Source organism: Streptococcus sp. E17BB (genome assembly GCF_041807725.1).
GTDB lineage: Bacteria > Bacillota > Bacilli > Lactobacillales > Streptococcaceae > Streptococcus > Streptococcus entericus.
Window position 1 is genome coordinate 1 of the sequence record NZ_JBGTZC010000052.1, and the last position, 9,798, is coordinate 9,798.

1 protein-coding gene is annotated in these 9,798 nt (G+C 46.6%); it reads left to right on the plus strand.

Annotated features, from left to right (window positions below; translation table 11 throughout):
- Positions 1-397: 397 nt before the first annotated feature.
- The coding region (locus tag ACERC7_RS09865; RefSeq protein WP_373666840.1) for a beta-N-acetylglucosaminidase domain-containing protein at positions 398-9,798 on the plus strand (9,401 nt) is incomplete at its 3' end.

Here is a 9,798-nt window from a genome sequence, read left to right on the forward strand (position 1 = left end):
AGTTGGGACCACGTCAGCCCTTTATTTCTTAGCTCATAGAGATTTAATTTATCTTCGTAGCTCAATTTCATAAAAAAGCACCCCATTCGTTAGATTATCTGTCTAACTTTTGGGGTGCGGTTCAAATCCATCTGGAATCTTGGTCTTTTTTAGGTGTTGTCATTATAGACGTGGATAAGTTTAGAGCGGATTGAAAAGATAAGGATTGATTTTTGAGAGTGTTAGCTAGGGGCATTTACAGGAAAACATCCTCCTTTTATCATGATAAGATTTTATTATTTTTTGTGTAAACGCTTGATTTTGAAATTAGTTTTTGTTAATATTGTATTTGTAAACGTTTGCGACTCACGTCGTGTTTTTAAACAAATTATTTTATCAAAGGAGGTTGCTATCACGTATGAAACGAGATAGAAAAGATTATCTGAATCGGCTTTATCATTATTCCATCCGTAAGACGAGCCTGGGTGTTGGCTCTGTTGTGGTTGGTCTATTTTTGTCTGGGGTGTTGCCACAAGAAACAGTTTTAGCGGAAACACCTGTTTCACCAGTCGCTGGTCAGACGGATAAGCAAGAAGACGAACAATCTGTAGCAAATGAAGCGCCTGTTAAACCGCTTGTCGAGGAAGGTAAAGCGTCCGAAGTAGCAGAACAAGGCTTGTCGAGCTCGTCAGATGCAGAAAAAGTGACTTCAGAAGCACCTGCTGAGGACTTGTCTCGTGTTACAGTTTCCTCAAGCCCTGCTGTTGCTAATGTGGCCACTCGCTCTGCTGAACCATCTAGCGACAAGCCATCCGAAACGATTACCCAGACAGAATCACCTGAGGAATGGCATAAGGTCAATCATTACAACGACACGGATAAAGTGGTGAATTTTGATAAGGATTGGAAATTCAATCTGGGAGATAGTGCAGCAGCTTCTAGCAAGAGCTTTGACGATTCGAGCTGGAAAAAGCTAGATTTGCCACATGATTTTAGCTTAACCCAGGACTACACCCCATCTGGTGAGGCTGAAAGTGGCTACAAGCCTGGCGGTATCGGCTGGTACCGCAAGTCCTTTACCATTGGAGAAGAGGCGGCTAAGGGTCGTGTTAACCTGCAATTTGACGGGGCTTATATGGAGACGGAAGTTTTCATCAACGGCACGTCCTTAGGAACACACACTTACGGCTATAGCCCATTTAGTTTTGATTTGACGGAACATTTGAAAAAAGATGAGGAAAATGTTCTGGCAGTCAAAGTGACCAACCCAATCCCAAGTTCTCGTTGGTATTCAGGTTCAGGGATTTACCGGTCTGTGCATTTGGAATTTGCTCCGTCAGTCCATTTGGCGGAGTATGGGGTGGTGGTTCGGACACCTGATTTGGAAACAACACATGACCAAGCTAGCGGTAGTCGCGTCACTATTGGCACTAGTGTTATTAACCAAGGCAATGAGACTGCTCAGATTAGCGTTAAGCATACCTTGTTCGAGCGTCAGGGTGATGGGTCACTAGGCACGACAGTTGCGGAAACCCAAACGACATCTCCTCAAGCGGTAGCAGCAGGCGCTCGCTCGGCTATTGACAATAGCCTAACGGTCATTAAGCCAAAACTCTGGTCGGTCGACAATCCTCATCTCTATGTGCTTCGGACGGAGGTGTTAAAGGACGGTCAGGTGATTCAGTCAAGGGATCAAGAGACAGGTTTCCGTTATACCGCTTTTGATAAGGATACGGGCTTCAAACTCAATGGGCAAAACCTGAAATTGCAAGGGGTATCCATGCACCATGACCAGGGTGGTCTAGGGGCGCGTGCTTATTACGATGCCATCGAACGCCAGTTCACTATTCTCAAGGATATGGGCGTTAATGCGGTTCGTGTGACCCACAACCCTGCTTCTCGTGCTATGAAAGACATCGCTAACCGCAAGGGAATGCTCTTGATTGATGAAGCATTTGATACGTGGGAACATGCTAAAAATGGGAACACAAACGACTATGCTCGTTTCTTCAATCGTCAGATTGGTACTAGCGTAAGAAACTTAAATGGTGTGACCTCTCCTGAACAAACTTGGGCAGAGTACCACATCAAGCAAATGGTCAAAAGCGGGATTAACGACCCATCCATCATCATGTGGTCAACGGGTAATGAGGTCATGGAGGGCTTTTCTGCCAACACCTCTAATTATCCACAGGTGATTGCTAAACTCTTTAGCTGGGTAGAAGAAATAGATCCAACCCGTCCAGCCACATTGGGAGATAATAAGCTCAAAAACCTTAACCAGACATCTATTGCGATGGCTAATGCCTTGACTAATAAGTCAGGAACAAAAGGCATTGTTGGCTATAACTATGCTAATGGTGCTCAGTATGACCAAGGTCATCGTGACCATCCAGACTGGATTATTTACGGTTCTGAGACAGCTTCGGCTATTAACAGCCGTGGTGTTTATAATATCAAAGGCAATGAGCGTCGATCGGATCGTCAGTTGACTTCATATGATCAAAGTAAGGTTGGATGGGGACATGTCGCCAGTGAGGCTTGGTATGATACCATTAAACGAGACTTTGTCGCAGGGGAGTTTGTCTGGACAGGCTTTGACTATCTTGGTGAACCAACACCGTGGAATGCTGTATCTTCAGGTTCTGTCGGTGCTTGGGGAGCACCTAAGAGTTCTTACTTTGGTATCGTTGATACGGCTGGTCTGCCGAAAGACTCTTACTATTTCTACCGTAGCCAATGGCAAAAAGGGGACACGACATTGCATGTCTTGCCAGCTTGGGAAGAATCTGTCGTTAAGAAAGATGCCAATAATAATGTTGAGGTAGTCGTTTACTCCAATGCAGATAAGGTTAAACTAATTCACATTGATCCAGATGGTCGGGAAACCGATCTTGGCACCAAGGAATTGACGACCGAACGGACAGCTGCGGGCTACACTTATAAGATTTATAAAGGGGCAGATAAGCAACGCGAGGAACATCGAAACCTTTATTTGACTTGGCAGGTAGCCTATCGTCCAGGAACCATCAAAGCGATCGCCTATGACAGTCAAAATAGAGAAATAACTCGAACTATTGGTAACAAAGAGGTTAAGACCTTTACGGCAGCGACTCAGCTTACTAGCCAAATCACCAAGAAAGATGAACGCGTAGATAGCCATGATTTAGCCTATGTAGAAATTGATGTTAAAGACGCTTCTGGTAATCTTGTTGTTAATGCTACTAACCGTGTCACAGTGACTGTTGAAGGACCTGCTGAGTTGGTTGCGATGGATAACGGAAATCCTGTTGATCACCAGTCCTACCAAGATGATAACCGTCAAGCCTTCGGTGGTAAGGTAGTTGCTATCTTGAAGATGACTGGTAAGACAGGTGATGTTCGTGTCACAGCTAGTGCAGATGGTCTGACCTCTAGCACCCAGACGTTCCATGTTACTGCTAAAGAACATCAGGCATCTGAGAATGTAGACAGCTATAAATTGTCTAAGACCATCTATATCAAGAAAGGGGCAGCGTTAACCTTACCAGATAAGGCAATGGTGCGCTATCAAGATGGTCGAGAAGTAGAGAAGCATTTAACCTTTAATTCGTCAGATATTGCAGAGAAACTGTCTAGCGGTCGTAATTTTACTGCTGTTGGTCAAGTAGAGGGACTGCCATCTGTTGTAGAAGTTATTGTCTCCATCATTGATCAAGTTGCTGTCATGAAAAATGTTAGCACAGCTGTTGAGCTGGGCGGTGTTCCACAGTTACCGGATGCTGTTCAAGCTTACTTAGCAGATGGTAGCCTATTATCATCTACTTTCCCAGTAACTTGGCATCTTCCAGAGGAGGAACAATTTAATCAAGAAGGTATCGTCTATGTCGAAGGACTGGCTAATGTACTCGGAGAAGAGCGACGGGTCTATGCTAGTGTTCGTGTAGGCACTAAAACGATAACAATTGATCAAAATGTTGCTCCCGTAGCTGCTAGCTTGACCCAAGATATTAACGGTTCAGATACCTTGGAAGCTATTCGTGATCGCCAGTTGACTGTATCAGCGAATATGAATGGTGGTCCTAACCCAACCATCTGGTCAAACTATGCAGCTGCTCAAGCTGGTCAGAAGACCGCTACCTTGACATTTGTTTATGACACAGCACAAAATATCTCAGAAGTAGTGGCCTACTATCATCGCGATAGAACCTCTCTTCGTCCACCTAAAACGGTTAATTTTGCTTGGAGCCGTGGTGTGGGAGAGGAAGTTCAAGCGATTGCTGCAACAGCAACATCACCAGAAACAGTTAACGGTTTAACTAAGATTACTTATCGATTGGAACGACCAGTCCCAGCAGTAGAATTTAAGATAACTGTTGAAAACGCCGATGAGACTATTGGAAGTCGCAAGTCTTCAGTGGGTATCGCAGAGTTGGAAATTTACACAGCTCTTGAACAATTTAATCTTCACAGTGATGCTAGTATCAATGAAATTCATTTAGGGGATCAAGTTCATACAGGTAATCGTATCCGAACAGAGATGCGTTTACCGGATACTGGGGATTTCTTTGCCCGTCATACTAGCAATAACCCAGCAGTGACGGTTCTGCCCATTAGTGAAACAGAACTTAGAATTTTTACCGAGTCAGAAGATAAGACGCGCTCAGCTGTTTATACGGTGCATTTGATTCCAGAAAGCCCACGGACACCTGAGGATAAGCGCTATGTGCCTCGTAGTGAGGTCACTCTGACAGCTGGATCTGTTGAAAACCGGGCATCCGAAGCAGTCACTAATGCCAATGACTTTGACTTTAGCACGCATTGGCATTCAGCGTGGGGTGCTGGAACAGACATTTCCAATCTTTGGTTAGTCGGAGATACTGGAAAAATCAGACATCTGGACGGTCTGGCTTACTTGCAACGTCAAGATGGTGCTTCAAATGGTAAGGTTAGCAACTATGAAGTTTATGTAAGTACAGACAACCAAACATGGGAAAGTGTTGCGACTGGCACATTTAGCAATACCAACGACTGGCAAGAAGTTAGCTTTGCACCAAAACAAGCACGTTACGTTAAGCTTCAAGCTGTTAATACGCTTGGAGACCGTCCAAATCGCTTTATGGCAGTCAGTGAATTCCGTGTGAGAGAAGTGACTGACCCAGAAGCTAAGATTGCCTTAACAGATGGTCATGTGAGCTTGTCTCATCAGTCCGTCACCCATACTGGACAAGTCTTGACCCCTCAAGCAGTGGTGACAGTAGCTGGTCAGGTTCTGGTGGAAAACACCGATTATCGCCTGACTTACGCCGATAATATCGGTCAGGCTAATCGCCAAACGCAAGGTACGGTGACTGTGACAGGTCTAGGGCGCTATGAGGGAATCGTGACCAAGTCCTTCACCATCTTGCCGAGTCAAGTGAGTGAGGTTGTGACAGATGGGACAGAAGAATTGCCAGATAGCTGGACAGCACCGACAACAGTGGATGTGACAGCAGCCTTGACAGATCCTGCTTACCTGACCAAGACCTATACGGTCTTCCCAACGCCGCAACAGGTGACTTATGGTGATGGCTTAATGCGTCTTGATGGCGCTGTTAATCTGGTCATTGGCAGTGGCGTTGACATTTACACCCGCAACCGTCTCAAAGAGACCTTGCAAGCCAATAACATCTCTTACAGCACCAGCCAAGCAGCGGTGGACAGTGCCACCAACATCTTCTTGGGCATTCATGGTCAGGAAACTGCAGCAAGTCGCCATCAGGCAGGCTCTGCTATTTCCCCAGAGCTTTACAACAAGATTGACGCCCACAGTCTGGTGATCAAGGGCAATAGTATCTCCGTTGTTGGTAAGGACACCGATGCGGTCTTCCATGGTCTGACAACCCTCAAGCACATGCTCAAGGATAGTGAGAAGCCTGTGCTCCGCTATGTAACGGTTCAGGATTATGCAGATATCAAGAACCGTGGCTTCATCGAGGGTTATTACGGTAATCCATGGTCAAATGCTGACCGTGCCGAACTGATGCGCTACGGTGGCGACCTCAAGCTGACCCAATACTTCTTTGCACCTAAGGATGACCCTTACCATAACAGTCGTTGGCGCGAACTCTACCCTGAGGAAAAATTAGCTGAGATTAAAGAACTGGCTCGTGCTGGTAACCAAAGCAAGACCCGCTATGTGTGGACCTTGCACCCATTCATGCATAACCGTGTTCGCTTTGATAATGATAGCGTTTATCAAGAAGATTTGACGGTTATCAAGTCTAAGTTTACCCAGCTCATGGATGTTGGAGTGCGTGAGTTTGGCATTTTAGCAGACGATGCGCCACGACCAGCAGGTGGTTATGACAGTTACAATCGCCTCATGCGTGACTTGACAGATTGGCTGACCGAGAAACAAGCAACCTATAACGGTCTTCGTAAGGAGATGGTCTTTGTTCCTCATGAGTATTGGGGTAATGGTCGTGAAGCAGAGCTTCGCTCTCTCAATGCCAATCTGCCTGAGACCAGTGCTCTGACGTTGACAGGTGGTCGTATCTGGGGTGAAGTGTCTAGCGCCTTCCTGAACAACCTCAAGACCAATCTGGAGGCTGGGGGTAGTGCTTATCGTCCTGTGCAACTTTGGATTAACTGGCCGACAACAGATAACTCCAAGCAACACTTGATTTTGGGCGGTGGCGAGAAATTTTTGCACCCATCTATTGACCCTAGTCTAATTGCCGGCATCATGCTCAATCCGATGCAGCAGTCTGAACCATCTAAGATTGCTCTCTTCAATGCAGCTGAGTACACCTGGAAAGTCTGGGGTTCAGAAAGTCAAGCCAAATCTGTCAATGATGTTGCCTTTAACTTTGCAGAAACAGGTACCTTTAAGGATAGCGAGACATCTCGTGCCTTCCGTGAACTCGGTAAGCACATGATTAACCAGAACATGGACAGCCGTGTGGTGAAATTAGAAGAGTCTGTTGAGCTGGCTCCGAAACTGACAGCCTTCATCAACAAGCTCAAAGCAGGGGATGATGTGACTGCTGAACGTTCTGAACTCCGTCAGGAATTTGCCAAGCTAAAAACAGCAGCCGAAGTCTACAAGACGTCTGGTCATGAGCGGATGAAAGACCAAATCAGTCACTGGTTGGATAACACCATTGATCAGATGACTGCTCTGGATAGCCTGCTGACTGCTACCGAGCACCTGAATGGTGACAAAGCGACCCTGTGGGATAATTACAAGGCAGGTCTGGATCGCTACAATCAGTCTAAGACCCATACGTTCTGGTATGTGAATCACTATGAGGCGGCTGAGCTGGGTGTCCAACACATCCGTCCATTTATCCTCAATCTCTTTGAACATGTGGCAGGTCAGATTGAACAGGCCTTGGGCCCTAGTGTCATTCAGACTAGCCTCATCACCAACCGTAACCTCGATCAAGGTGATTTGAGCAAGTTGACAGACGGTGACTTGACCACTCAAGTGCTTAGTCAGAGTCCAAACCGTATTGCTGTTGGTGATTATGTTGGATTAGCCTTCAATCGTCCGATTGAGCTGACCAGTCTTGGCTTTGCTATGGGGGCAACCAGCAATCTACGAGATACCTTTGCGGCAGCTGATGTTCAATACCTCAACGAGCAAGATACCTGGGTGAAACTGGATAGTCCTGCCTATGTCGGCAATGAAAACCAACTGACCTTTACAGATTTGGCGATTAAGGCCAAGGCGGTCCGTATCATTGCAACAGCACCGAAAGAAAACACTTGGTTGGGTGTGCGTGAGATTGCTATCAACCGTCCATTGGAACAAGGGCAACGTAGCAATCAGCTGACAGGTACCATTACCACCAGCAGTAACCTCATTTACAAATACAGCACCAGTCAAGATCAAGCACTAGACAACAACCCTGCCACAGAAGCCATGTTTGCAAACAGCAACGGTCAGGACAATACCCCTGCTGATAGCTGGGTACAGCTTAATCTCGAACAAGCCACGCCGCTATCTAAGGTGATCATTGTCCAAGGCACGGGCGACAAGATTGGTCGCGGTGTCGTGGAATATAGCCCAGACGGTCAAACTTGGCATAGATTGGCGGATGTTAATGGTGATACGACCATTAACATTCCGACAGCTGTCACAGCCAAGGCTGTTCGGATTAAGAATGCTCAAGCCATGAATAAATGGTGGCGGATTGCCGAGTTCAAACTGGAGAGTAACGAAGGCGTAGCCGATTACACAGAGACCTCTGTTGCTGAACTTGCAGACGCACGAACAGTTCTTGGTCAGGACAGTTATCGCCTAGCTCTGCCGGCTGACGCTACACTGAAACCGTCTGATTATATCGGCTTGAAGTTGGCTAGATTGCATCAGCTGGAAAGTATCGCTCTGACAGGAGCAAGCAACGATCAACTCAGTCTCCTCTATTCACCAAATGGTGTCGAATGGTATCGAAATGACCAGATTAACAGACAAGATTTGGTTCGGTATGTTCGTCTTATCAACGAAACAAGTAGCAATCAGTCTATCACGGCACAAGCCTTGGTGGTTAAGACCAAGGAAATCTTGCCAGACAGCTTGACGTCAACTACTATGGGCATTCACTCTACCTACGGTTCCTCTGATGTGCGTAACCGCAACAATCTCGCGGAGCTCTTTGATGGCAAACTCAATAATTTTGTAGAGTTTTCTGACTACCCACGTTCAGGTGGCAATATCGTTCTGACCCTAGGTAGTGAGCGTCCGGTACGCAAAATTCGTGCCTATATCCAAGATGGCACTCAGAATTACTTGCGCGACGGTAAGATTCAGATTAGCCCAGATGGTCAAACCTGGACAGATGTCGTGACTGTTGGTGATGGTCAGGAAAACCCACGTCGGGAGGATTCTCTGACAGATGGTTGGACTCACGATAGCACACAACCAGGTAATCGCTATATCGAGGGTAGTCTGACGACTCCAGTTACTGCCAAGTACTTGCGGGTTCTCTTCACTGCAGATTACACCCACCGCTTTGTTGGCTTTACTGAACTGGTGATTAACGACGGCGAATTTGTCAAGACTGTTAATGACCAAACCGTTGTCACAAGTGGCGCAGAAACTCAAGACTCCTTGGCAACGCATGTTGTTGACGGACGCCTCCTGACCAGCTATCGCACCCAAGGTCAAGCTGGGGAACTCACTTATCACTTGTCTGAAAACACCCATCATAACCATGTGACAATCTTGTCAACACTCGCTGATGGTCAGGTGGTTACCGTTAAGGCTCGCGTGGTTGAGGAAATAGCAGAGCAGCATGACCGTGATGTGGTAAGCAAGTGGATTGTCCTTGGACAGCTGGACAGTAGCTTCAAAACGCTGATTGTCCCAGAAGGTGTCAAACATTTGCTGGACATCAAGCTAGAGCATGGCAACCAAGCCTTTGAAGTTTATGAATTGGCAACCTATTATGAGGAAGTCGACCAGTCAACTCAAGCGCCAGATGATGAAACGCCAGAAACAGACAAAGACCAAGGCAACTCAGATTCAGGCAATCCGTCAGGTGATGCAGGTCAAAATCCAGGCACACCAGGCGATTCAACTGATTCAAACACAACCCCAGGTGGTGATCAGGCTAATGGTGATAGCCAAGACAGCTCAGATTCTGATAGTCCGTCAGGCGATGCAGGTCAAGATTCAGGCGCAACCGACGATTCAGCTGGTACCACCCCAGCCCCGGGCGATGACCAGAATAATGGTGGCAGCCAAGACGATAACGCCGATAACGACTCAGGTGATAACACCGATACTAACCAAGGCGACAACACAACTACCCCTGATACCATACAACCATCTCGTCAGATTAAGGATACTGA